The following is a 22,227-nucleotide window of genomic DNA, read 5'->3' on the forward strand; positions in this document are numbered from 1 at the left end:
GGCGAAACCGCCCCAAAACCACCATCGGCATAATCATGACCATTTTTGGTAACCAGGGACATAAACGGAATATAGTTTGAAGAAATCCACATCCAATCACAAAAATCATTGTAATCAAAATCCCTGATAGACTTATACTCAGTTTCGTTTTTTGTGAGATTAGAAACTGTAATGACAATGTTGCTTTCACTGTTTTTTAAGGATAGAAATTCTTCGATGGTAAAATTTCTTGTGATGTTTTTTCTCAGGTTCTTGCTTTCTCCAAATGTTCGTTTATTACGCATCAATTGCCAAAGCACGTTCCAGTGCTTGATGGTCACATATTCCCGATTGTCTTTTTTCTTAATAAAAAAGGGGTTGATGTTAAAAATATCTGCCGGATTTACATTGGTGTAAATCTCACGCAGTTTGTCAATTTTTCCTAAAGCCAGGTGCGGCAACAAAAGACTCCCTGTTGAAGTGCCAATAAACAAATCATAATTGTTTTTTTGGGTTGCGATCAGGTATTCTGCAACACCCCCTGCATAAGCCCCTTTACTACCTCCGCCTGATATAACCAATGCTTTCATTTCAATATTTTTAGTGTGAAGATAGCATTTTTATGGTTTTATTGCTTTTATCATCTCCCTTTTTCCGGGAGGGCCGTGAAGTTTTTCTACAAGAAAACCCACAGCCTGCATTGCTCTCCTGGCATTGCTGTTTGATGAATAGGTGACCAAAACGCCATTACATTTCAGTGCATTATACATCAATTTAAAAATGGTTTCTGTCCAGAGTTCGGGTTGCACACGTGGTCCAAAGGCATCAAAATAAATCAGGTCAAACCGGTTTATATCATCAATTTGATTGAAAAAAAGTTTGCGCTTTTTTAAACTGAAGTTTGTAGTGATTTGATGGCTTAACTCCCATTCTGCCTGATGCATTTGCTCAAAAAGTGTTCGGTCGATTTGAAGTTGCTCCGGAAAGTTGATGTTTTTAATTTCAGAAAAACCTACAGGATGTGCTTCGATAGTTTCGTAATTGACCTTTAAGTTGTTTATTTCGGCATTAAGCAAAGTCAGCAAAGCATTAAGCCCTGTCCCGAATCCAATTTCAAGTATGTCAGCTTCCTTTTTATCATAAAAAAGAGACAAGCCCATTTTAATAAAAACGTGGTTTGCCTCTTGTATTGCTCCGTGTTTTGAATGGTAGCTTTCATTCCAATCAGCGAGATGGATTGTTGTTGAACCGTCTGCTGTTATGATGATTTCCCGTTTCAAAATTTAGTTGATAATCAGTTTTTTTATTCGTGGTATGGGTCCCAAACATTCCGTTTGATGGCAGGATATACACACATTAATTCCTTCATTGTATCGTTGTTTTAAAGGCACCTCTGAGGTTTCTTCAAAAATAAATTCAACACTTTCTACAAACAGATGTGAAAAGGCTTCGAAGTTGGGCGTTCGTTCTCTAAAGTCAGACAAATGGGCTGTGTGGATTTCGAGAATTTCTTCCGGAAAACTATTTGGTGTATTGCCTTCAAGGATTTCGGTTTTCATCTGTTCGTGAATATCAAAAATGGTGTTCATATAGTTGGCCATTTCTGATGGTTCATAGAGGTCATACTTTTTATCGCTTTCAAGGGATTCTTGTGGTTCTTTTTTAGAAGAATCGCAGGCGATGAAAAACAATAAGAACAAACAGAAAAAACGCATAAATTATTCTTTCAAAAGGACACCTCTGGCTTCAAAAGAGTATGTTCTTTTGGGTTCGGTAATTTGGGCTATTTCTTCTTCAGGTTTGTTGGCATCTTCAGCATAATGACGTTGTTCGTCCACACTCATTTCATTGACAAAGGCTACTCCTTCAACAATGACTTCTTCGCCGGCTATGTTTTTAGGCATAAAAAAACCATAGTCTTTGAAAGTGACATGAATTTCATCAAAGCCCATATCGAATTTCATCCAGCATCCTTTTGACTGACAGACCTCGTTGATTTTGGCTTTAAATTTCATAGGAATGGTGTCTCCCACCTTAATATTTCTATAAACAGCAACTGCATAATCTATTGATGAAGCATCAACTTCAGAAATTATATCCCCAAAAGCAGCATAAGTCATTTCATCAACCACTTCATCAGCGGTAACTTCTTGCTTTTCAGAATTGTTTTTACAGGCAACAAGGATTGTAAAGATGCTTAAAATTAAAAGGAATTTTTTCATTTTTGACAGAATTAGTAGTAGTAATAGTTCAAACGTTAAATTTACTGCAATTTTATGAAACTTTTCCCTTTTCTAAGCACAAAAAAATGACTATTTTTGTGTCGCCAAAAAAATGAATCACATAATGCAAAAACAAACTAACTTCCCCTTAGAAATTAAGAAAGCAACAAGTTCTCGAATCAATGAAGTAGACTTTGATAACCTAACATTTGGAAATGTATTTACAGACCATATGTTGGTTTGTGATTATGTGGACGGTAAATGGCAAAACCCTGTGATTGAACCTTATGGAACGATTACAATTTCACCTGCAGCGAGGGTTTTTCATTACGGACAGGCCATTTTTGAAGGAATGAAAGCTTATCGTGATGAAAACGATGAAATTTGGCTTTTCAGACCCGAAGAAAACTATGAGCGCTTTAATAAATCTTCAGTAAGACTGGCGATTCCTGAAATTCCCAAAGAAGTTTTTATGAACGGTTTGCTTGAACTTTTAAGGCTCGACAAAAACTGGGTTCCAAAGGGATATGGAAATTCGCTTTACATCCGCCCATTTGTTTTTGGAGATCAGGCAGGTGTTTCTGCAGCTCCTTCAGCCAATTATAAATTTATGATATTGTTGTGTCCCGTAAAGGCTTATTATACGGGTGATGTGAAAGTACTTGTTGCAGAAAAATACAGCAGAGCTGCCAATGGCGGTGTGGGAGCTGCAAAGGCTGCGGGAAATTACGGAGCACAGTTCTACCCTACCAATTTGGCAAAAGAAAAGGGGTTTCAACAAATAATCTGGACAGATGACTGTTCACACGAATATCTGGAAGAAGCGGGCACTATGAATGTGTTCTTCAGAATAAACGATAAGTTGATAACTGCGCCTACCAGCGACCGTATTCTGGACGGGGTGACACGCAAAAGTGTTATAGCCCTGGCAGAACACAATGGCATTTCAGTTGAAGTAAGAAAAATAACCGTTAATGAACTCCTTGAAGCGGCTCAAAACAAATCGCTAAAGGAAATATTTGGCGCCGGTACGGCAGCTGTAATCAGTCCCGTTTCAGGATTTGGGTATCAGGAGGATTATTATGACTTGCCAAAAATGGAGGATTCTTATGCCAAAACATTGAAAAAATATCTTTTGGACATACAGTACAACCTAGCTCCTGACCCGTTTAACTGGCGCATGAAACTTTAAGCGTTTTTAGCAAGTATTTTTTCAAAATTGGGCATGAAGTAATTAGGGCCTTTAAGCACTTTACCGTCTTCCCTGTAAATGGGTTTACCATCAGCCCCCAGCTTACTCATATTACTGGATTGAATTTCTTCAAAAACATCTTCAATGATGTCTTGCATGCCATGTTCAATAATGGTTCCGCACAGTATGTACAGCATATCACCAAGGGCATCGGCCACTTCAGTAAGGTCATTACTGTTGGCCGCTTCAAGATATTCTTCATTTTCTTCCCGCATCAGCTTGTATCTCAATAAATTTTTGGCTTCACCCAGGTCTCCGGTGGGCTTTTCTTTAATTCCCAGTCCAAATGCTTTGTGAAATTCGGTAACTGCTTCAATTTTTCGTTTCATAATTTAAATATTGGTTGTATTTTTACTTTCGTAAATCTAAAAAAAATATGTTTACCAAAGGACAGTGGATTGTAGCAATTTTGTTCATCATCGCATTTGCAGTGTTGATGGTTTACAGTTACCGCAAGGACAAATTGTTGCACCGAAAGCATTATAAAGGTGCCGTTTGGGTATTGGTTGGTTTTATTGTTTTTATTCTTTTTTTATTCCTGATAAAAGACCTGATGAAATAAAAAAGCCGCCTGATTCAGGCGACTTTTTTTAAGTAAATCTTTTGTTGTTTATTTCTTAACTAAAAAACCGTAGTCTTTAGCATAGTGAAGCATTTGCTCTTCAAATGTTTCAGGCCAGGTCATTTTAAACTCAGTAATTTCCCCGTTTTCATCTTCTACAGGCGTAATTACCGGATTTACAAAACCACTGTAGGGCGCATCCGTAAACTGATTGTTTCTATCGAGAATTTGTTTGTGTAGGGCCTGATCAATCTTTTTTCCATAAGTGGTTACTATGCGTTCTGCTGCTTCAAAATCACCTTCAGACTTAATACGCTGTAAATCCATCAAAAGTGTACCAAAAATTTCACGCAGTTTTTGATAGTCATTGATGTTGTAATAGGTTTTTCCATCTCTTTCAACTTTCTCAATCACATTATCCCCTTTACCCATTTCATAAGCCAGTGTACTCACATATTTTCTGTTCATCATGTGGTCTTGTTCAACATCCTTTCCAAGTTCCACTCTCACTAATTGCGTCATTAAACCATTTCTGATGTAATTGTCATAAGAAGCCTTTGCGGTTTCTTCCCAGTTGTCTGTAACACCCAATTCTTGCATGATGGGGTCCATAATGAAATAAAGAGCCACTAGATCTGCTCTTCCCTCTTCCATGGTAGAGGCATACTGTTTTAAAGTTTCTTTTGGCTGACCTACACCGGGGTTTAATTTTCCGGAAGCATGTCCAATTACCTCGTGTAAGGACGTGTGCAATTTACTTGCCAATTGTCCATATTTTTCAGCGCGCGCTACTTCTTCTTCATCGTGGGCAAACTCTTTTAGTCTTCCACTTCCACTTGAATTATTGTAAGCATCAATAATATTTCCTAACGAAACTGATTTGGAACCGTGCTCTTGTCTAATCCAGTTACTGTTTGGCAAATTAACACCAATGGGAGTACTTGGAGATGCATCACCGGCCTCACCAGCAACATTTACAGTATTGTAGCTAATTCCAACTACATTGCTTTTTTTATGGTCATTTTCAATAGTTGAATTGTCTTCAAACCATTGTGCTTTGCCTGAAAGTGCAGACATTTGCTTTGACATTTCAAAATCTTTTATCTGAACGATACTTTCATAAGAACCCCTGTAACCTTTTGGGTCGTTATACACTTCAATAAAACCATTAATCCAGTCAATGTTTCCTTCTGTTGCATTGACCCAGGCAATTGCATATTGATCCCAGGTTTCTAGGCTTCCGCTGGTGTAATAGGAAATTAAAAGGTCTAGTGCCTCAGCTTGTTTTTCATTTTCAGCAACCGTTTCTGCTTTTTCTAACCAATAGATAATTTTTTCGATGGCCGCTCCATACATTCCATCTTTTTTCCATACAATTTCTTTCAACTCCCCATTTTCTTTGACCAGTTTAGAATTTAAACCAATTTCCAAAGGTTTGTCGCCTTGATTTTTTATTGTTTCTTTATAAAACACTTCCAGGTCTGCATCTGTAACATCCGGCCCATAAAAATTGATGGCTGATCTTGCAATATTGTCTGCACCCTGGGTGCGGTCTACTTTTTTGGCATCGGCATCGTTAAACAATACAGCAAAAGCTTCTTCGCTTAATTCTGCATTGGTTTCCTCAAGCAAGGCTTTTAGAAAAGCTTGTGGAAAATTTGTCGGCAACTTGTCGTTTGAGTAGTGGTGGTGAATACCGTTTGAAAACCAAACGCGTTTTAAGAATATTTCAAAATTTTTCCAGTCTTCACTTGTTTTATCACCGCTGTAGTTTACATAAACTTGCTCAAGTGCATTTCTGATTTCAAGATTATGCCGGTAGTTTTGATCCCACATAATATCCCTTCCGGCAAGACCGGCCTGGGTTAAATAGTAAACTAGTTTTTGTTCTTTTAGCGATAACTCATCCCATCCGGGAACCTGATATCTCAATACCTGCAGGTCTGCAAATTGGTCCACCTTATAAACAAATGCGGATTCTTTTTGTTCTTCGGTTTCCAATACAGGAGGATTGTCCTTGCAACCAACAAAAATAAAGGCTGCTGCTGCAATAATGCTCAAAAATTGTATTTTCATTCTAATTTAAGTTTTGATTTGTACAAATGTAATAAATTAGCATTGTAATAATAGTCATTTTGATTTTAGAAGCTGTAATTTTGTTAAAATGAAATTTCTTAAATATTTATTATTTCTAATACTTATTTCCGCTATAGGGATAGTGTTGTATTTTGCCACTCAGGACGGTGGTTTTGAGGTAACGGAATCCCGCACGATAGATGCCCCAACTGAAGTTGTATTCAACTTTATCAATGATTTTAAAAATTGGGAAGCCTTTGGTAGTTGGATGGATGATGAAACACTGAAAATTAATTATCCGCAAATAACATCCGGTATTGGGGCGTCCTACTCCTGGAGTAGCGAAAAAGACGGTAAAGGCGCAATGCAAACCCTCGCTGTTGAGCCCTATGAAACAATAGTGCAAAAAATTGTTTTTAACGGCTCTCTTCAGGATGAAGGTTATGAGGTTGTCTGGAATTTTGAACCGGAAGAATTCGGGCAAAAAACCAAAGTAACCTGGTCTATGAATGGCGAACTGGGACTTTTTGAAAAAATGTTTTTTACAGTTTATGGAATGGATATGAATGCCATGCTCAGTGAAATGTATGCCAAAAGCCTCATAAATCTTGAAAACGCAATTTCAGGTGAACTGCAATCTTATTCAATTGCGGTTGAGGGTTTGAGCGTTCATCCCGGTGGGTTTTATATTTACAACACCATTTTGACTTCAATTGATCAACTTAATGATACTGTCAACCAACTTCATAACAGCCTGAATAACTTTCTGAATGAAAATAGCATAACAGCATTTGGCCCTCATTTTGTTATTTATGAAGAATGGGAAGAAGCACTTGGCAAAACGTTGATTTCTGTTGGGATTCCGACACCGGATTTAGTTGTTTTACCAGAAACAAGTTCAGTCTCTAGTGGTTATTTCCCCGAGGCTGTTTCGGTAAAAGCAACTTTAAAAGGCCACTATTCTTATCTTCCGGCAGCAAAAGAAAAAGCTGAGGAATTTATAAACCGACAAGGATACACCAAAAACGAAAGCCTTGCCCCTTTTAGTGTTTTTGTGGTTACTGTAGATAAAGAAGTCAATCCGGCAAACTGGATCACAGAGTTTTATATCCCCATTGAAAACATAATTGAAAATCCTGACAAATCATAAATCGTGAAAGAATTGCTCTATATTTTTGTAGGTGGCGGTGCGGGAAGCGTACTGAGGTACCTGCTGAGTAAAGGGCTAAATCTTTCGTTCCAGATTCCGCTTGGAACACTATTAGTCAATGTGTTTGGCAGCTTATTTCTCGGTTTTATACTGGGTTATGTAGCAAAAAACAATTCCCCACCGGTCCATTGGTTTTATTATTCACTGTAGGTTTTTGTGGCGGCTTTACTACTTTCTCGGCTTTTGCCGTTGAAAACTTGTCTTACTTGAAAAATGGTGAGTTTTTAATGTTTATACTCTATACCCTTTTGAGTTTAATACTTTCTGTTATGGCAGTATTTGGAGGCTTTTTGCTTGTAAAATCAGTCAATATTTAGAAAGCGAATATGTTGTTAAAAAATCTTCATCTCCTGATATTATCTTTTTTTGAAATAATACTGTCGTAAGAAATTTGAAGTAAAGAGGCCATTTCCTTAAAACCAAATGCAGGTTTTATTTCAAATTAAAATCTTTCACACCGGCTTCAATCCTGATTTTCAAATCATTTTGTTCCGGTGGAATGGGACAGGAATATCTGGGGTTATATACACAATAAGGATTGTATGATTGATTAAAGTCCAGGGTTATGGTTTCTTTGTCTGTGACCAATAAATCTATATATCTCCCACCTCCATAAGAGCCGTCGCCGCTGGTTAAATCTGTAAAGGGCAGAAATAAATACTCTTCATAGCCTTCTTTGGGCTCTAAATTTTGAAATAAATCGAGTTTAAAGTTTTTGTCTTGAATTGTGAAATGCAATTCACCATATTTCACATACAAAGGTAAGCGCTCTGTTGTAGTAGGCATCCGGAAAGGTTTTTCATCCGGAGTTTTTATTAACTGGGCCTCAACTCTATAATCAAGGTTAATGGGATAAAATTCCAAACCCTTGAAGATTTTGAAATCATCCGGGAGTAAAATAGAAGTTTCCGGGTTTATAAATTGCTCATCAAGACTTTGCTGATATTCCTTAATTTCTTTTACGATAACACTATCAGTTTGTGTATAAAGTGAAAAACTAATAAAGGCAAGTATCGTTGTGATTATTTTTGATTTCATATACGCTGCTTTGAACAAAAATAAGTTATTTCAGAAGTTTTGGAGGCAAAATTGATGAATTTTCAATTTTGTTTGACAATACAATGTGTGTTTTGGTTTCGCCATATGAAATTAGTTGATCGATAAACATTTCCAAATGTCTTTGATCTTTTAACACAACTTCCATAATGATGTTTTCATTACCTGTAATGCGGTAACAATTAATCACTTCTTTAAATTCAGTTACTTTATCAAGAAAAGGCCTTAAACGGCCCATAAAAACTTTAAGTGTAATAATTGCTTTTAACTGATATCCGGTTTTCAAGTATGACAATTGGGTATAATAACCTTTAATAACCCCAAAATCTTCGAGTTTTTTTATCCGCTCGGCCACTGCCGGAGGGGTCAAACCCACTAGCTTGCTCAATTCGGTCATTGAAATTCTTGCATTCATTTGCAGTTGTTTTAGAATTTCCCAATTCAAATCATCGATTTTATTTTCCAATGTTAAATAATTTATAAAGTATATATTTAAAAGTAAATATAGGTATTATATTTATTATATTAAGCATTCTCTTGTTTCTTCTGTTTAAATTTGTGTGAATTATGAATGTCCCCCTAAATCAATGATGATGTATTACAATCCCGTACCACTATCAAATTCACCTATTTATAAAAAGGCCTTGGAGATTTTTACGCTTTCCAAAAATATCTCACAATATTTGGTACATGACCTTTCAAAACTTGACAAGGATGGCAGGGAACATCCGGATATTTATTACACAGGGGATATTGTGCAAAAATCGGTTTCACTTTTTCCCGAAATTGCAAATGCAGAATCCAAGATATATTCTGAAGATAAGCACAAGCACGCTGCTTCTGTTGTGCATCTAACTTCATCAATTTACAAAAACTGTATGCGCTTGGAACAATCTGTTCCCAATGGAAAAGAATTTATTAAACTATTGCGAAATGAGCTAAAACGCTTCCGCAAAATGCAACGCATCTGGTTATTGACGCTTTAATTGGAAGATTCTTTTAAGTCCTGCCACCGAGGCAATTAGCGTAAAAAAAAATCCAAAAGTTAACAGGCTATATACAAAACAGCAATCCGGTGATGATGAGGATTTTCCCATGCATTAATGAAATCTTTTTTTATTTCTGTCAATATAATATTGTCTGCTGTAAGTTCCGGGAATGGCGTGGTCACCTTCTTCAAAATCAAAATGAACATAGTTGACATTTTCAGACTCTGTAAGTGTATAAGTTGCCACCGATAAGTATGCGTCTGCTCCCGTAGTGCCCATTTGTTGGGTTAGAAATGTGCTTTCGTTGATCTTTACAAAAAGTGTGTCACCGGAATGTTTTGAGAACTCCATATATACCATTTCGTATTGAGCGTTTAAAAAGTCTATCCATTCTTTTGGAGTAACACTTAACTCCTTAATTTCCCAGTTTTTCACTGGTATATCTGCATCATAATCGTAAATCCACATTGCCGGATCTGTTTCATCAATTGCAGCTTTACTGTAAACAATAGTTTGAGTGGAATCTTCATCTAATGCATCTTCTGTTTCTTTATCGGAATCTTTGCAGGAAATAAAAAAACTGAATATTAACAATATGGCAAAATATAAAGTGGGATTGTAATTTTTCATTTTGGATTAAATCTTAGATTCAAGTAATAAATGCAACAGCATTTAAAAAAGTGCATTAGATCTCTACTTACTCGTTATTAAAATGAGTGTAATTTAGATAACCCCAAAAATAAGAAAACTTTTAAAGTTTTGACTTGACCCACTCCTTTTGTTTCTCAGGCAACTCATCGAGCATATATTTGACTAATAATTGAGTTTCTGTATCTTCTATCAACAAATCAAACAATTCCCGGCTGCTATTTCTAAATCGCCAGTTGTGATGCATGCAGGCGTCGATAAGGTGTTTCAGGTTTTGATAAGAAAACCCATTTAATCCGTACAAATATTGAAAGGCGTTTTGACGAATTTCAAAACTGTAATACGGGTTGGCATAGCTGCTTAATTCATAAATAAAACCTTGTTTTTCATCATTCTTATAGTCTTCAGTCACAATGGCTAAAGTGAGCCACAACTGCCTGATGTTTTTGTCCTGAAAACCCATTTGATTGTCCATTTTATCAAGATATCGAAAACGGTCTTCCGGAAAGTTAATCCACAAATGGTACAAGGCGGCTTCGCGGGTGGCATAGGACAAATCATCGAGCAGGGTTTCAAAATCTGATTTCAATTCTAAAGGAATTTGCTCCAGACTCATCGCAATGACCTGCCTGACAAACAAATTGTTGCTTTGAAATGCTTTTTTATACAATGATAAACTTTCACTTATCGGAACATCCACCAATTGATATACGACCTCCTGACCCAAATAATCGTTCGCCGGCAGATTTAAAAACCGGGAAAGGATGGCTTCTTTTTGCACCATTGAATGCCCGGCAATGGCCGACAAACCAAGATAATTTTCCATAAAGGGAGATTTACGCAAAGACTCCAGTGCCTGGTATGACCGAAAAGCACCCTGATACAACCAGTCGTCTTTAAACCATTGTAAATCATCATCGGTGAGCAGTTGGATCTCTTTTAAGAAATCATCTGTTGTGACCGATGAAAAACGGTGCTTTGTCAAAAAGTTTTGAACGGCTTGTTTAAAAACCAAATCACCAATCCTTTCCCGTAAAATATGCAATGCCCAGGCTCCTTTTTGATAGTATGTGAGCGAACTTGCTCCATTTTTTATAAGGGGTTCGCCTTTGCCTTCATTGCTGAGCTCAGTAAGCTGTTCAGCACTTTGGTAAAGTTTCCAGTAGAAATAATCATCACCAAAAATTTCGCGTTCAGCTAACAAGGCATAATAAGTGGCAAATCCTTCCTGCAACCAGTGGTGTTCGCTACTTTCGGCCGTTACCAAATTGCCAAACCAGTGATGGGCCAGTTCGTGAGCATTTACATTCACATAATTTCTATCATTAAACCCAATTGAGTCAACTACAAAAGCCTTTGAAAAAACGGTTAGCGTGGTGTTTTCCATTCCTGCGTGAAGAAAATCGCGCACGGCCACTTGCTTGTTCACCTGCCATGGGTAAGGCACCCCTATTTCCTGCTCCAGAAAATCAAATATTTGTTTGGTATAGCGAAAAGTAGGTTCCATTTTGTCTTCCTCACCTTTGGGAAGGTAGTATTCAAGAGTAATCCCTGAGCTTGACGTTTCAGAATGCTTACTAAATTTTCCGGCTACAATCGCAGCCAGATAACTACTCATGGGTTGTTGCATAGTATAAACCCAATGATTTTGGCCTTCATTTACAGGTGTGGTGTTATTTAATTTTCCGTTGGCCAGAACTGTAAAATTATTAGTGGCGGTAATTGAAAAATTAAAAATCATTTTGTCATTCACATCGTCTATCGATGGCAGCCAGTGAGAGTTGTTTCTTCCCTGCCCTTGTGTCCAGACTTCATCATCAAAAAAATACATCGCCTGTTTCGGATGGGCTTCATAGAAAAAGCTTACGCTGTATTTCATTCCCTCTTTAAATGGGGCATACAACCAGATTTTGTCTTTTTTCGTTTGAAGCGAAATGAAACTTTCCGTTAAATTATCGGAAAGTCGTGTAATGTCTCGGGCATCTAGAAAAATAGAATCTGTATTCTGTAGAATTTTAAAATGATAGGTTGCCTTACCGGAAATCTTTTTTTCACTTGGAAAAATCTCCAATTCAGCATCAACTTGCTTAAAATCAACATATTCAAGTTGCTGACTAAAAACCGAAAACCCTAAAAATAAAAAGAAAAACAGTAGCTTCAAACCTATTCATTTAGAATGCTTGCAAATTAGTAAATTTTAAAAGACCTTGATATGATAAAACAGTTGATTAAAATTTAACTTTTGCCTTTCTGTTTCCTTTTGAATGATTTAATTTAGTGGAATGAATGCAAGCTTCCTTCAAACCCCTATTGAATATTTAAAAGGCGTTGGCCCCAACCGCGCCGATTTACTCCGAAAGGAAGCGGGTATTTTTACCTATCAGGACCTGCTTCACTTTTTTCCCAACCGCTACATTGACCGGACCCGCTATTACAAAATCAACGAATTACAGCAAAACAACGCTGAAGTACAGATTGTTGGAAAAATCACCCACATAAAAACCGTAGAGCAAAACAAAGGCAAACGCCTTGTAGCAAATTTCACAGATGAAACAGGAACCATGGAACTGGTTTGGTTTCGCGGTCACAAATGGATCAAGGAAAGTCTTAAAATCAATGTGCCTTATGTGATTTTTGGTAAGGTGAACACTTTTAAAGGGCAATTTTCCATGCCACATCCTGAAATGGAATTGCTTGAGGAACATGAGCAAAGTTTGCGCTCTGCGATGCAACCCGTTTACCCATCAACAGAAAAATTGTCCAACAGCGGAATCACAAATAGGGTCATCAGTAAATTAATGCAGCAATTGTTTCTCGATTCCAAAAACAAATTTGCAGAAACCCTTCCCAAAAATATTATAGAGAACATCAAATTATTGCCCAAAAATGAGTCGCTTTTTAACATCCATTTTCCGAAAAATAGTACCCTTTTAGCAAGGGCAATTTACCGTTTAAAGTTTGAAGAATTTTTCTATATCCAGCTCCAGTTGATCAGAAAAAATCTTATTCATAAACACAAAATCAAGGGCTATAATTTTGAAAAAGTGGGCGACTATTTCAATAGCTTTTACAATGACCATTTACCCTTTGAACTGACCAATGCACAGAAGCGTGTGATCAAGGAAATCAGGAATGACATGGGCAGTAATGCACAGATGAACCGGCTTTTACAAGGTGATGTGGGTTCCGGCAAGACCATAGTAGCGCTCATGTCAATGTTAATAGCACTTGACAACGGTTTTCAAGCCTGTTTGATGGCTCCGACTGAAATTTTGTCAGTCCAGCACTACAACAGTTTAGTTGAGATGTGTAATAAACTGAACATCAGTATTTCATTGCTCACAGGCTCAACTAAAACTTCAGAAAGAAAAGAAATTCATGAAAATCTGGAAAACGGCACTTTGCACCTCCTAATCGGCACGCATGCACTCATTGAAGACAAGGTGAAATTTAAAAATTTAGGCCTCGCCATCATCGATGAGCAACACCGTTTTGGGGTAGAACAACGGGCAAAAATGTGGAATAAAAATGATTACCCACCACACATTTTGGTGATGACCGCCACCCCTATTCCCCGCACCCTGGCTATGAGCGTTTATGGCGACCTGGACATCTCAGTTATTGACGAATTGCCCCCCGGCAGAAAACCTGTAAAAACAGTTCACCGCTTTGACTCTAAACGGTTGAGGGTTTTTAAATTTATTCGTGATGAAATTGAAAAGGGAAGACAGGTTTATATCGTCTATCCACTGATTCAGGAAAGTGAAACAATGGACTACAAAGACCTGATAGATGGTTATGAAAGTATTGAACGCGAGTTTCCCAAACCCAAATATCAGATTTCAATTGTTCACGGAAAAATGAAAGCCACTGACAAAGATTACGAAATGCAACGCTTTATCAAAGGTGAAACCCAGATAATGGTCGCCACCACAGTCATTGAAGTGGGTGTAAATGTGCCCAATGCCAGTGTGATGATTATTGAGAGTGCTGAGCGTTTTGGACTGTCCCAACTCCACCAGTTAAGAGGCCGTGTTGGTCGTGGTGCAGATCAAAGCTATTGCATATTGATGACCTCATTTAAACTTACTGACGATGCCAAAACCCGTTTGGAAACTATGGTGCGCACCAACGACGGCTTTGAAATTGCCGAAGTGGATTTAAAAATCCGTGGCCCCGGAGACATTATGGGCACCCAACAAAGCGGGGTTTTACAACTTAAAATAGCAGACATCGTGAAAGATGGTGAGATATTAAAACTTGCCCGAAGCTATGCCTGGCAAATTTTGAAAGACGACCCTGCTTTGGAGAAACCGGAAAATAGTGCAATCAAATCTACCTATGCACAAATGGCAAAATTTAAAAATATCTGGAACTATATCTCATAAATCGTAACTTTACAAAAAGCTTTTATGTATTACGTCATATATCAAGAGAAGGACAAAGCATTTATCGATGGTGATATAACCAGATTATTAAATGACATTTCCTTTGAAACCGTTTTGTATGAAAACAGCAGCAATCTAAAACTAAAAGAAAACGACGTAATCCTTACCTTTCTAAATGACACCATCTTAAGGGAATTTCTTCCGGTAGTTGCAAAAAATAAATGGCAAACCGGCATCCTTCCCCACCCAAACATGAAATATGTTTCAATGGGCCTGGGCATACCCACTGATCTGGAAAAAGTAATCAATGAAATTATAAAAACAAAAAAACCACACAAAGTGGACTTGATGTACTGCAACAATCAGGTAGTTTTTCAATCTGTGAATGTGGGAGAAGTATTTGAACTTGTCGACGACGGGAAGCGCAAAGGGATGTACAGTCAGCTTTTTCGGTTTTTAAAACAAATCAGAAAAGTAGGATTATTAAAGCACAAACCCTTTAGTATTTCCATAAACGACGAAAAAGCATTAGAGACTTCTGCATTGGGCTTGATAGGTGTAGAACATTCTCGGGACTCCCTTTTGTCAAAAAAAACCATTAAAACTGATTTCAGCAATGACGGCCTGTTACATTTACTCATTTTATCACCACAAAACATCGGTCAGTTGGTTTGGTTTTTTCTAAAAAGTCTGCTGCCCAATTTTTTAGTTTCAGTAAAAAGGCCACAGTTTATCGGTTTAATTAAAGCGCCAAACATCAAAATAAAATCCGGAAAAACAATTGAATACACCTTAGATGGCGAAAAAATGGAGTCAGACACCTTGAATTTTAATATTGCTTTTCAATGTCTGGCACTTGTACACCCCATCAGAAATTTACAAATAGATCAAAACACTCCTCAAAAAACATCCATTTTTACCAAAGGTTTGCCGGAAGGTGAAAAAAGAAATGAATTGATCAAACGAAAACTGCCATGGTTGCCAAGAGCTACCTTCGAGGAGTTCAAAGAGCTTTTTTCTGTTTTAAAAGAAAATGCGGAGCTCACACAAGCTTATTTGGTAATGATGTTACTTTCAACCCTAATTACCACTTTTGGGCTTTATGCAAATTCGGCTCCTGTCATAATAGGAGCAATGATTTTGGCACCACTCATTTCACCGCTGGTTTCTTTTTCAATGGGTCTGATCAGGTTTGATGTCATTTTATTAAAAACAAGCTTTAAAACCATTGTTATAGGCACATTGGCATCATTACTTGTTGCTGCATTTGTGAGCCTGATAATTCCCCTGAAAATAGTCACCCCCGAAATTAGTTCCAGACTAACCCCCACCCTGCTGGATTTGGGTATTGCTGTTGCTTCGGGTGTTGCGGCTGCTTTTGCACATGCCAAAGAAGGAATCGCAAGAAGTCTTGCCGGTGTAGCCATTGCTGTTGCATTGGTTCCACCACTGGTAGTAGCCGGTATTGGAATTGGTTGGCTGGACTGGAGTGTCTTTTCAGGGGCATTCCTGTTATACCTTACCAATCTTGCCGGAATTATTATGTTTGGTGGATTGACATTTCTGATACTGGGTTTTGCGCCCTTCAAACGAGCCAAAAAAGGACTGATTTATTCTCTTGTAATAGTTTTATTGGTGTGTGTGCCGCTCACCTTTTCGTTTTACAGAATCAAGCAGGAAGCTGAAATAACCAGAGCACTTGAAGGCTATCAATTTAAGGAAATTACACTTAAAGAAGTTAGGGTAAGATCAGGAGATGTGCCGGTTATTTCAATAAAAATTGTAGCTCCTAAATCAGTCACTGATGACGAACTTTTAGAAATAAAAAAACACGTTGAAGAAAAAATTCGCCGCAATGTAATTATTGAGTTCATTACTGCAATTGAATTTTAAAACGAATGATTTTTTAACCCATTTAAACTTTATAAAATCACGGGGTTTCCTATCTTTGCCCCCTCTTATTTTAGATAACCACTATGAAAATCTCATACAACTGGCTCAAACAATTTATTCAAACAGACTGGGGTGCAGAAAAAACCGCCGCTTTGCTTACTGATTTAGGTTTGGAAGTAGAAAATGTTTCCGCTTTTGACTCGGTGAAAGGTGGTTTGAAAGGCATTGTGGTTGGGGAAGTATTATCCTGTGAGAAACATCCCGATGCTGACAGGCTGAAAGTAACCACAGTCAATATTGGAGCTGAAAAACCCCTTCATATAGTTTGTGGTGCGCCCAATGTGGCAGTTGGACAAAAAGTACCGGTTGCCACAATCGGAACTATGCTTTTTAGCGAAAATGGCGAACCCCTAGAAATCAAAAAAGGAAAAATAAGGGGCCAGGTAAGCGAAGGTATGATTTGTGCCGAAGATGAAATGGGACTGGGATCAAGTCACGAAGGCATACTGGTACTGGATGGCAAACTCAAGCCCGGCATTCCTCTGGCAGAAGTCTTTCAAGTGGAAACTGATGAGGTTTTTGAAATTGGGTTGACTCCCAACAGAGCAGACGCCATGAGCCATTGGGGAACCGCAAGAGACCTAAGGGCAGGAATGCTACAGCAAGGTATATCCATTGAATTTATTACCCCTTCCAATGTCAACTTTAGAGTCGATAACAGAACCCATAAAATCAATGTAGAAGTTTTAAATAAAGATTTAGCACCTCGTTATTGCGGAGTGACAATATCAGGGATAAAGGTTACCGATTCGCCGGTTTGGATTCAAAACAGGTTGAAGTCAATAGGTATAAAACCCAAAAACAATATTGTGGATATTACCAATTATGTGCTTCACGAGTTGGGCCAACCCTTACACGCATTTGACAGTAATAAAATTTCAGGCGGAAAGATTATTGTGAAAACCGTTCCGGCAGGCACCAAGTTTATTACACTTGACGAAATTGAACGTGAGTTGCATGAAGAAGACCTGATGATTTGTGATGCAGAAAAACCACTGTGCATAGCCGGTGTTTTTGGCGGAATGGAAAGCGGTGTAACCGAAAAAACTACCGGAATCTTTCTGGAAAGTGCTTATTTCAATCCGGTAAGTGTTCGCAAAACTGCCAAGAGGCACGGTTTACATACCGACGCTTCGTTCCGTTTTGAAAGAGGTATAGACCCCAACATTACAGAATATGCATTGATGAGAGCTGCTATTTTAATTAAAGAAATTGCAGGCGGAATGATTACCAGTGATGTAGTGGATGTCTATCCAAAAAGAATTGAAGACTATCAGGTGTTTCTTTCGTTTGAAAAAACCACAAGACTTATTGGCGAAGAACTGCCTAAGGAAACCATAAAAAAAATCCTTACTTCTTTGGAAATAAAAATTAACAATGTCACAGAAACCGGACTGGGGCTTACCATTCCCTCATACAGAAACGATGTGACCCGCGATGTGGATGTAATTGAAGAAATTTTAAGGGTATATGGCTACAACAACATCGGGTTACCTAAAAAGTTAAACACTTCTATTTCAAAAACAGAAGTAGTTGAAGATTACAAAATCCAAAACCGAATTGCAACACAACTCAACGGTCAAGGTTTTTTTGAAATGATGGCCAACTCATTGACTTCTGAAAAACACAGCAAGCTTAACGGAATTATAAATGAACAATCGTTGGTAAAGATGCTCAATCCACTCAGTCAGGAGTTGTCTGTAATGCGTCAAAACATGGTCACTTCTGCCCTGGAGGCCGTGGCTTACAACAACAACCGCAAACGTCAGGATTTAAAACTGTTTGAATTTGGAAAAACTTACAGCAAATCAGGTGAAAAATGGATTGAAAACAAACACCTCACCCTTACTGTTACCGGCAACAGAAATGAAGCCCACTGGAGCCAAGGCGAAAGAAAAAGCGATTTCTTTTTCTTGAAAGGAACCGTGGATGCTGTTTTAAACAGCCTGGGTATCGGCTTTATTGCCCAACCACTGGAGAACGATGCGCTTTACAGTGAAGGAATGAAATACATAGGTAAAAGTGCAACATTGGTGGATTTTGGTGTAATCAAAAAAAATATTGCTGCCCATTTTGAAGTGGAGCAAGAAGTGTTGTTTGCTGATTTTAACTGGGAGGCCATACTGAAACTTCTGGTAAATCATAAAATTACCCTGAATGAAATTCCAAAATTTCCGGAGGTAGTTCGTGATTTTGCTTTGCTACTTAATGAAAGTGTTCCCTTTAAAGACATTTATGATATTGCCTTGAGCACAGAAAAGCATTTGCTGAAGCAAGTCAGTCTCTTTGATGTTTATTTAGGTAAAAATTTACCAAAAGGCAAAAAATCCTATGCGGTGAGTTTCACATTAAGAGATAATGAAAAAACATTGACCGACAAACAGGTTGATAAAATCATGAATAAATTACGCCAGCGTTTTGAAACTGAATTGGGTGCAGAATTGAGATAATATCAAAATGCTTATTTATTTTGAACCGGCAGTTTTTCTGTTACGTGAAAGAATCCTTTGTTGTGATAGAAATTGGTATCAAGCAGTTTACTTTTTGAACCTGTATCTGTAACTAAATAGATAGACTCACCTTCTGCGACAAAGCGAATGGTTTTATTGTTAATTGTTCTAAAGCTTGCTGCACCGCCACCATCGGTTACTGCTCTTTTGATGGAGTGTTCATCAACCCTGCCGGGAATAATGTAGTAGCTTTGCATTTCAACCAATTTACTTTTATTTGAAGTTGAAAGGAATTCTTCAATTTCTTCCTCGTCCATAAAATCAAACGCATTGTTTTTTACTACAAAAACAGTTGCCATTTGGTGCTGCCCAATTATTTTTTCAAAATCAGAAAGCTTAAAAACCTGAAGTTGTCTTGAAAAAGCCGGAATCTTGGAAAGATTTTCAGCTAATGAAAGATTGGAATGTATGGTATCTGTTCCCAAAACTTTTGTTACAACCCTGTTTGAATCATCAGCATAGATATTTTGTGAATGTACCGCTGTACCGCTAAAGAAAAATAATGCAATAAAAGAGAATATATATGTTTTCATTGGGTTCACATTTTAAATTTTTACAAATATACGTGTTTGTCTTTTAAACGCATTTTTTATTGTAATGTTATTGTCGGGTTTCTGAATGTTAAAAATTTGGATGCTTTTTAATTTCATTTTAATTTTAAAAGCAAAAATGCTATGTTTCCCGGAACAAACTTAGAAACCGGCTTGAGAAGTCTAAGAAAACAAGTCTATGAGGTTTCAGGCTTTGCTAAAGCCAAAGAAAATAAAACGAAGGTAACGACTATCAATGGACTGTTTGTTGACAATCTTCAATCAGATTATATTTACCATCTCAACGACATTAAAAAACTGTGTATTGATTATCGATTGCGGTTTTTAGACATTAAATACTTTAGGGGAAGTTTTCCAAAAGAAGCTTCAGAAAAACTAAAAGCGTTAGAACAAGAACACAATACAACTATTACTGATTTAAAAATTGTTGCTCCGGCCAAGTTGTTTAAATTGGAAAATTTTGACGACCCCATGCTTTTTGCCTCTCTTGGAAACAATTATTATTACCTGATTCACAAATGGGGCAAGGATTTACAGCCTTTTAGAAAATGGAGGATGTGGCCGTTTAAAAATTTTGAAAACCTAATTTTTACTTTAATAATTGTAAGTATTGCCCTTACATTGCTGGTCCCTGATGGATTATTTTCAAAAGAACAATCGATAAACCAAAGTTTTATTGTATTTTTATTTGTGTTTAAATGGGTAGTTGCCATCGTTTTTTATTATGGTGTGGCAGCAGGAAAGTACTTTAATGATGATGTGTGGGACAGTAATTACATAAACAGCTAAACTTATGGAAGAAGAAATTCAAGATTACAAAAGAATTTATACCGGAGCTACCGTGATTGTCAAAATGCTTCAGGGCAGGCTAGAGGATGCAAATATTTTTCCGGTGATTAAAGACGACCTTTCCAGCGGTACCTGGAGTGCCTTTGGCAGTATGCCGGGAATGATTCAGCTTTTCGTTCACAACGACGAATATGAGAAAGCAAAATCAATAGTCGAAGTCGCCCTTGAAGAATTTGACGAAGATTAACTTCATTATATATCACGGTGAATCAGTAATTTGTTAATAAGAAATAAGACTGCATGTGCTGTATTTTTTTTTATTTTTGTCTTACTAAATCGGGGAAATATAACTGCATATGGATAAGAAATCCTTCTTTGTGATAGTGATAGTTGCTATCATTGTAGCCAGCATAACCTTTTTAATATTTAGATTATTGAATATGAGTGACAACACAGCCATTGTTGGTGGTGTTACCGGGGCGGTGGTAGGTGCAATTATTGGTGGTAGTCTTAAATCAAATTAATCACTTTTATGCATTTTAGACCGTAACTCCTTTATTTTTGTATCTTCCATGTATTCATCAAAAGTGGTATAGCGGTCAATGATTCCGTTGGGTGTAAGTTCAATCACCCTGTTTCCCACAGTTTGGGCAAATTCATGATCGTGAGTTGTAAAAAGCACCGTTCCTTTAAAGTTTTTTAGCGAATTGTTAAATGCCGTGATTGATTCCAAATCGAGGTGGTTAGTGGGCTCATCCAGCATCAATACATTGGCGCGCATCATCATCATTCTACTTAACATACAACGCACTTTTTCTCCCCCTGACAACACATTGGATTTTTTTAAGGCTTCTTCACCACTAAAAATCATTTTACCTAAAAATCCTCTTAAATAAACTTCCTCGCGTTCTTCTTCGGTTTTTGCCCATTGGCGCAACCAATCTACCAGTGAAAGTGTGTTTTCAAAAAATTTGGAATTATCCAGCGGCAAATAACTTTGAGTGGTTGTTACACCCCACTGAAACTTACCTGTATCGGGTTTTATATTTTCATTTAAAATTTCATACAAAGCCGTGGTTGCCCTGGAGTCTTTGGAATATAAAATTACCTTGTCGGTTTTTGTGAGGTTGAAACTCACATCTTTAAATAGGGTTTCACCATCAACCGATGCGCTCAACTTGTCCACATTTAAAATCTGGTCACCGGCTTCGCGTTCCCTTTCAAAAATAATGGCGGGATATCTTCTGCTTGAAGGCTTTATCTCTTCGATATTGAGTTTTTCAATCATTTTTTTACGTGAAGTGGCCTGTTTTGATTTAGCTACATTGGCACTAAATCGTAAAATAAACTCCTGCAATTCCTTTTTCTTTTCCTCAGCTTTTTTGTTTTGCTGTGCACGTTGTCTTGCTGCCAATTGGCTGGATTCATACCAAAAAGTGTAATTACCGCTGTAGTGATTTATTTTACTAAAATCAATATCACTGATGTGAGTACATACCGAATCGAGAAAGTGTCTGTCGTGTGACACAACAATCACACAGTTGTCATATTTTGCAATAAAGTTTTCAAGCCAGGTAATGGTTTCATAATCCAGATCGTTGGTAGGTTCATCCATAATCAACACATCGGGGTTTCCAAAAAGCGCTTGTGCCAGTAGCACTCTTACTTTTTGTTTACCATCAAGATCTTTCATCAACGAAAAGTGCAGACTTTCGTTAATGCCCAAGTTTGAAAGCAGGGCTGCTGCTTCACTTTCGGCATTCCAGCCGTTCAATTCTTCAAACTTTACCTGAAGCTCCCCTATTCTATCGGCATTTTCATCAGAGTAGTTTTCATACAGCTTATCAATTTCTTCCTTGATTTTAAAAAGCTCTTTATTTCCCCTTAAAACAGTTTCCAAAACGGGATATTCATCAAAGGCATTGTGATTTTGCTCAAGAACAGACATCCGCTTTCCGGGCTCCAGATGCACTTTACCTGAAGTAGGCTCTTCCTTTCCGGAAATAATACGAAGAAAAGTAGATTTACCAGAACCGTTTGCA

General features: G+C 37.5%; 24 protein-coding genes. 12 read left to right on the top strand and 12 right to left on the bottom strand.

Annotated features, from left to right (window positions below):
• From AC6F75_RS07975 to AC6F75_RS07990, 4 genes are all read right to left on the bottom strand, one after another.
• A partial coding sequence (locus AC6F75_RS07975) for a patatin-like phospholipase family protein (protein WP_500714455.1) occupies positions 1-569 on the bottom strand: 569 nt, incomplete at its 3' end.
• Between the two features lie 30 nt (positions 570-599).
• Positions 600-1,259 carry a tRNA (5-methylaminomethyl-2-thiouridine)(34)-methyltransferase MnmC2 gene (gene mnmC2 / locus AC6F75_RS07980; protein WP_500714457.1) on the bottom strand — a complete coding sequence of 220 codons (660 nt, stop codon included), beginning with the start codon at positions 1,257-1,259 and terminating at the stop codon, positions 600-602.
• A gap of 3 nt (positions 1,260-1,262) precedes the next feature.
• Positions 1,263-1,694 carry a hypothetical protein gene (locus AC6F75_RS07985; RefSeq protein WP_500714459.1) on the bottom strand — a complete coding sequence of 144 codons (432 nt, stop codon included), beginning with the start codon at positions 1,692-1,694 and terminating at the stop codon, positions 1,263-1,265.
• Between the two features lie 3 nt (positions 1,695-1,697).
• Complete coding sequence (locus AC6F75_RS07990; RefSeq protein WP_500714462.1) at positions 1,698-2,201, bottom strand: DUF4920 domain-containing protein; 504 nt, start codon at positions 2,199-2,201, stop codon at positions 1,698-1,700.
• 112 nt (positions 2,202-2,313) lie between these two features.
• Between AC6F75_RS07990 and AC6F75_RS07995 the strand changes: the two genes are divergently transcribed.
• A complete protein-coding gene (locus tag AC6F75_RS07995) occupies positions 2,314-3,393 on the top strand; it encodes a branched-chain amino acid aminotransferase (RefSeq protein WP_500714463.1) in 1,080 nt (359 codons plus the stop codon).
• On the opposite strand, the gene AC6F75_RS08000 is transcribed toward AC6F75_RS07995, so the two are convergent.
• Positions 3,390-3,782 (bottom strand): pyrophosphohydrolase domain-containing protein, encoded by a 393-nt coding sequence (locus AC6F75_RS08000; RefSeq protein WP_500714465.1) that lies wholly within the window; start codon positions 3,780-3,782, stop codon positions 3,390-3,392. The two genes, AC6F75_RS07995 and AC6F75_RS08000, sit on opposite strands and share 4 nt — an antisense overlap.
• A gap of 47 nt (positions 3,783-3,829) precedes the next feature.
• On the opposite strand from AC6F75_RS08000, the gene AC6F75_RS08005 reads away from it, so the two are divergent.
• Positions 3,830-4,015 (top strand): hypothetical protein, encoded by a 186-nt coding sequence (locus AC6F75_RS08005; protein ID WP_500714467.1) that lies wholly within the window; start codon positions 3,830-3,832, stop codon positions 4,013-4,015.
• A gap of 48 nt (positions 4,016-4,063) precedes the next feature.
• On the opposite strand, the gene AC6F75_RS08010 is transcribed toward AC6F75_RS08005, so the two are convergent.
• Positions 4,064-6,091, bottom strand: a complete 2,028-nt coding sequence (locus AC6F75_RS08010; protein ID WP_500714468.1) for a dipeptidyl-peptidase 3 family protein — start codon at positions 6,089-6,091, stop codon at positions 4,064-4,066.
• A gap of 88 nt (positions 6,092-6,179) precedes the next feature.
• Between AC6F75_RS08010 and AC6F75_RS08015 the strand changes: the two genes are divergently transcribed.
• The 3 genes from AC6F75_RS08015 to AC6F75_RS08025 are packed head-to-tail and all read left to right on the top strand — an operon-like array spanning position 6,180 to position 7,618.
• On the top strand, positions 6,180-7,241 hold the full coding sequence (locus AC6F75_RS08015) for an SRPBCC family protein (protein ID WP_500714469.1): 1,062 nt from the start codon (positions 6,180-6,182) through the stop codon (positions 7,239-7,241).
• Positions 7,242-7,244: 3 nt separating this feature from the next.
• Positions 7,245-7,451 (top strand): CrcB family protein, encoded by a 207-nt coding sequence (locus tag AC6F75_RS08020; protein ID WP_500714471.1) that lies wholly within the window; start codon positions 7,245-7,247, stop codon positions 7,449-7,451.
• On the top strand, positions 7,376-7,618 hold the full coding sequence (locus tag AC6F75_RS08025) for a CrcB family protein (protein ID WP_500714493.1): 243 nt from the start codon (positions 7,376-7,378) through the stop codon (positions 7,616-7,618). Before AC6F75_RS08020 ends, AC6F75_RS08025 begins: the two co-directional genes overlap by 76 nt.
• Positions 7,619-7,733: 115 nt before the next feature.
• Here AC6F75_RS08025 and AC6F75_RS08030 read toward each other — a convergent pair whose 3' ends face one another.
• Together AC6F75_RS08030 and AC6F75_RS08035 are read right to left on the bottom strand one after the other, a co-directional pair.
• Positions 7,734-8,339 carry a DUF1684 domain-containing protein gene (locus tag AC6F75_RS08030; RefSeq protein ID WP_500714472.1) on the bottom strand — a complete coding sequence of 202 codons (606 nt, stop codon included), beginning with the start codon at positions 8,337-8,339 and terminating at the stop codon, positions 7,734-7,736.
• A gap of 25 nt (positions 8,340-8,364) precedes the next feature.
• Positions 8,365-8,823, bottom strand: coding sequence for an AsnC family transcriptional regulator (locus AC6F75_RS08035; protein WP_500714473.1), 459 nt, complete (start codon positions 8,821-8,823; stop codon positions 8,365-8,367).
• A gap of 121 nt (positions 8,824-8,944) precedes the next feature.
• On the opposite strand from AC6F75_RS08035, the gene AC6F75_RS08040 reads away from it, so the two are divergent.
• Complete coding sequence (locus AC6F75_RS08040; protein ID WP_500714475.1) at positions 8,945-9,343, top strand: hypothetical protein; 399 nt, start codon at positions 8,945-8,947, stop codon at positions 9,341-9,343.
• A gap of 114 nt (positions 9,344-9,457) precedes the next feature.
• On the opposite strand, the gene AC6F75_RS08045 is transcribed toward AC6F75_RS08040, so the two are convergent.
• Complete coding sequence (locus tag AC6F75_RS08045) at positions 9,458-9,976, bottom strand: hypothetical protein (protein ID WP_500714477.1); 519 nt, start codon at positions 9,974-9,976, stop codon at positions 9,458-9,460.
• 121 nt (positions 9,977-10,097) lie between these two features.
• Entirely contained in the window at positions 10,098-12,155 is a 2,058-nt protein-coding gene (locus AC6F75_RS08050; RefSeq protein ID WP_500714478.1) for a M1 family aminopeptidase, read from the bottom strand.
• A gap of 121 nt (positions 12,156-12,276) precedes the next feature.
• On the opposite strand from AC6F75_RS08050, the gene recG reads away from it, so the two are divergent.
• The 3 genes from recG (at position 12,277) to pheT (ending at position 18,785) form a co-directional block, all read left to right on the top strand.
• Positions 12,277-14,382, top strand: coding sequence for an ATP-dependent DNA helicase RecG (gene recG / locus AC6F75_RS08055; RefSeq protein ID WP_500714479.1), 2,106 nt, complete (start codon positions 12,277-12,279; stop codon positions 14,380-14,382).
• A gap of 24 nt (positions 14,383-14,406) precedes the next feature.
• Positions 14,407-16,275 carry a TIGR00341 family protein gene (locus tag AC6F75_RS08060; protein WP_500714482.1) on the top strand — a complete coding sequence of 623 codons (1,869 nt, stop codon included), beginning with the start codon at positions 14,407-14,409 and terminating at the stop codon, positions 16,273-16,275.
• 83 nt (positions 16,276-16,358) lie between these two features.
• Positions 16,359-18,785 carry a phenylalanine--tRNA ligase subunit beta gene (gene pheT, locus AC6F75_RS08065; RefSeq protein ID WP_500714484.1) on the top strand — a complete coding sequence of 809 codons (2,427 nt, stop codon included), beginning with the start codon at positions 16,359-16,361 and terminating at the stop codon, positions 18,783-18,785.
• Positions 18,786-18,796: 11 nt separating this feature from the next.
• Here pheT and AC6F75_RS08070 read toward each other — a convergent pair whose 3' ends face one another.
• A complete protein-coding gene (locus tag AC6F75_RS08070) occupies positions 18,797-19,378 on the bottom strand; it encodes a fasciclin domain-containing protein (protein ID WP_500714485.1) in 582 nt (193 codons plus the stop codon).
• 141 nt (positions 19,379-19,519) lie between these two features.
• Here AC6F75_RS08070 and AC6F75_RS08075 point away from each other — a divergent pair, with 141 nt between their 5' ends.
• From AC6F75_RS08075 to AC6F75_RS08085, 3 genes are all read left to right on the top strand, one after another.
• Entirely contained in the window at positions 19,520-20,185 is a 666-nt protein-coding gene (locus tag AC6F75_RS08075; RefSeq protein ID WP_500714487.1) for a hypothetical protein, read from the top strand.
• Positions 20,186-20,189: 4 nt separating this feature from the next.
• Entirely contained in the window at positions 20,190-20,432 is a 243-nt protein-coding gene (locus AC6F75_RS08080; RefSeq protein ID WP_500714488.1) for a putative signal transducing protein, read from the top strand.
• 109 nt (positions 20,433-20,541) lie between these two features.
• Positions 20,542-20,709 carry a hypothetical protein gene (locus AC6F75_RS08085; RefSeq protein ID WP_500714490.1) on the top strand — a complete coding sequence of 56 codons (168 nt, stop codon included), beginning with the start codon at positions 20,542-20,544 and terminating at the stop codon, positions 20,707-20,709.
• Here AC6F75_RS08085 and AC6F75_RS08090 read toward each other — a convergent pair.
• Positions 20,706-22,227, bottom strand: a 1,522-nt coding sequence (locus tag AC6F75_RS08090) for an ATP-binding cassette domain-containing protein (RefSeq protein WP_500714491.1), incomplete at its 5' end; no start/stop codon positions are given. The genes AC6F75_RS08085 and AC6F75_RS08090 overlap by 4 nt on opposite strands.

The organism is Planktosalinus sp. (genome assembly GCF_059864935.1).